The organism is Acidimicrobiales bacterium (assembly GCA_016794585.1).
Lineage (GTDB): Bacteria > Actinomycetota > Acidimicrobiia > Acidimicrobiales > DATDAH01 > JAEUJM01.
The window spans coordinates 1-2,683 of the sequence record JAEUJM010000038.1 but is presented as its reverse complement, the minus strand read 5'-3'; the positions used below and the strand labels follow the sequence as shown (position 1 = coordinate 2,683).

Annotated in this window: 3 protein-coding genes; all 3 read left to right on the top strand. The window is 68.8% G+C overall.

Annotation, left to right across the window (positions count from 1 at the left end; translation table 11 throughout):
- Positions 1-117 precede the first annotated feature (117 nt).
- Complete coding sequence (locus JNK12_18490) at positions 118-489, top strand: 30S ribosomal protein S12 (protein MBL8777933.1); 372 nt, start codon at positions 118-120, stop codon at positions 487-489.
- 5 nt (positions 490-494) lie between these two features.
- Positions 495-965: a 30S ribosomal protein S7 gene (rpsG, locus tag JNK12_18485; GenBank protein ID MBL8777932.1), complete on the top strand. Its 471-nt coding sequence runs from the start codon at positions 495-497 to the stop codon at positions 963-965.
- 198 nt (positions 966-1,163) lie between these two features.
- Positions 1,164-2,683 (top strand): elongation factor G (fusA, locus tag JNK12_18480; GenBank protein ID MBL8777931.1); only part of this gene is annotated, 1,520 nt, incomplete at its 3' end.

Sequence of the window (2,683 nt, the reverse complement as noted above, 5' to 3'; positions counted from 1 at the left end):
GCTTCGCCGTGTTCGGACCGCGAGTTGTCCCCACGCCCCGCGCGCCCGTAGCATGGCCCGTCGGCCGTGCGCGCCCTGCGCCGGTCATCCCCGAGCAACAGCTTCTGAGGTAAACGCGTGCCCACCGTGCAGCAACTGGTCCGCAAGGGCCGTAAGTCGAAGCCCAAGAAGGGCGCCACCCCGGCCCTCAAGGGCGCTCCCCAGCGACGGGGGGTCTGCACCCGCGTGTACACCGCCACGCCCAAGAAGCCGAACTCGGCGCTTCGCAAGGTGGCCCGTGTCCGCCTGTCGAGCGGCATGGAGATCACCGCCTACATCCCGGGCGAGGGCCACAACCTCCAGGAGCACTCCATCGTGCTCGTGCGTGGCGGCCGTGTGAAGGACCTGCCGGGCGTGCGCTACAAGATCATCCGCGGCACCCTCGACGCCTCGGGCGTCCGGGACCGCAACCAGGCCCGCAGCCGCTACGGCGCCAAGAAGGAAGGCTGACGGAGATGCCTCGCAAGGGTCCCGCCCCGCGCCGTGAGCTGAACCCCGACCCGATCTACCGGTCCGTCGTGGTCACCCAGCTCGTCAACAAGGTCCTCCAGCGCGGCAAGCGCTCCACCGCCGAGCGCATCGTGTACGACGCGCTGGCCATCGTCGAGCAGAAGACGGGCGCCGAGCCCATCGCCGCGCTGAAGCGGGCCGTCGAGAACGTGAAGCCCGCCCTCGAGGTGCGCAGCCGCCGAGTCGGTGGCGCCACCTACCAGGTGCCGGTCGAGGTCCGCCCCCGCCGCGCCAACACCCTCGCCATCCGCTGGCTCGTCGGCTTCAGCCGCCAGCGCCGCGAGAACACCATGGCCGAGCGCCTGGCCAACGAGCTGCTCGACGCCTCCAACGGCCTCGGCGCCTCGATCAAGCGCAAGGAAGATCTCCACAAGATGGCCGAGTCCAACAAGGCCTTCGCCCACTATCGTTGGTAGTGATGACCTTCCGCACCTGGGCGCGCCTGCTGCTGTCCTCCCTGAGCCTCACCTAGCCCCCGTCACGCGGGGGTGCGCCCCCCGGTGTGCGCCTCCGAACGACCGGGCCGACTGGCCCGGTCGTCGTGCGTTCCGCCCCAGATGATCTGACCCGACCCCGATACCCACCCACGCACCTGAGTAGAGCGAAGAAACCCCATGGCTGATCCGTCCACCACCCGACCCACCTCACTCGAGCGCACGCGCAACATCGGGATCATGGCGCACATCGACGCGGGCAAGACCACGACGACCGAGCGCATCCTCTACTACACCGGCCGCAACTACAAGATCGGCGAGGTGCACGAGGGCGCCGCCACCATGGACTGGATGGTCCAGGAGCAGGAGCGGGGAATCACCATCACCTCCGCGGCCACCACCTGCGAGTGGAACGACCACGTCATCAACATCATCGACACGCCGGGCCACGTCGACTTCACCGTCGAGGTCGAGCGCTCGCTCCGCGTCCTCGACGGCGCCGTCGCCGTGTTCGACGGGGTCGCCGGCGTCGAGCCCCAGACCGAGACGGTGTGGCGCCAGGCCAACAAGTACGGCGTGCCCCGCATGTGCTTCATCAACAAGATGGACCGCCTGGGCGCCGACTTCTACGCCGCCCTCGCCTCCATCAAGGACCGCCTCGGCGCCAACGTCGCCGTGATCCAGCTGCCCATCGGCGCCGAGGGCAACTACCAGGGCGTCATCGACCTGCTCGAGATGAAGGCCCTCGTCTGGCAGGACGAGGAGCTCGGGGCCAAGTGGGACGTCGTCGACATCCCCGCCGATCTCGCCGACCAGGCCGAGGAGTACCGCCACGAGCTCGTGGACGTCCTCTCCGCCCACAGCGACACCATCCTCGAGAAGTTCGTGGGCGACGAGGAGATCACCGCGAAGGACCTGCGGGTCGCCCTGCGCGCCGCCACCGTCGCCAACGAGGTCGTGCCCGTCCTCAACGGCACCGCCTTCAAGAACAAGGGCGTCCAGCCCCTGCTCGACGCCGTGGTCGACTACCTGCCGTCGCCGCTCGACCTCCCGCCGGTCGAGGGCATGGACCTCCACGGCAAGGAGACCCTCTCGCGCAAGCCGTCCGACGACGAGCCCTTCTCGGCCCTCGCCTTCAAGATCGTGGCCGACCCGCACGGCAAGCTCTCGTACTTCCGGGTCTACAGCGGCACGCTGCCCAAGGGCGGCACGGTGCTGAACTCCCGTACCGGCAAGAAGGAGCGCATCGGGCGCCTCCTCGAGATGCACGCCAACCATCGTGACGACCGCGAGTCCGTCTTCGCCGGCGACATCGTGGCCGGCATCGGCCTCAAGGACACCCGCACGGGCGACACCCTGTGCGATCCGGGGCACCCGATCGTGCTCGAAGAGCTCGAGTTCCCCGAGCCGGTGATCCACGTCGCGGTCGAGCCCAAGACCAAGGCCGATCAGGACAAGCTGGGCAAGGCCCTCTACTCGCTGTCCGAGGAGGACCCCACCTTCCAGGTGCGTAGCGACGAGGAGACCGGCCAGACGGTCATCTCCGGCATGGGCGAGCTGCACCTCGAGGTGCTGGTCGACCGCATGCTGCGGGAGTTCAACGTGGACGCCACCGTGGGCAAGCCCCAGGTCGCCTACCGCGAGACCGTCACCCAGCCCGTCGAGAAGGTCGTCTACCGCCACGTCAAGCAGACCGGTGG

What these genes read in the sequence shown, in the direction of transcription:
- rpsG (MBL8777932.1), top strand. Translation starts at nt 495, where the DNA reads ATGCCTCGCAAGGGTCCCGCCCCGCGCCGTGAGCTGAACCCCGACCCG.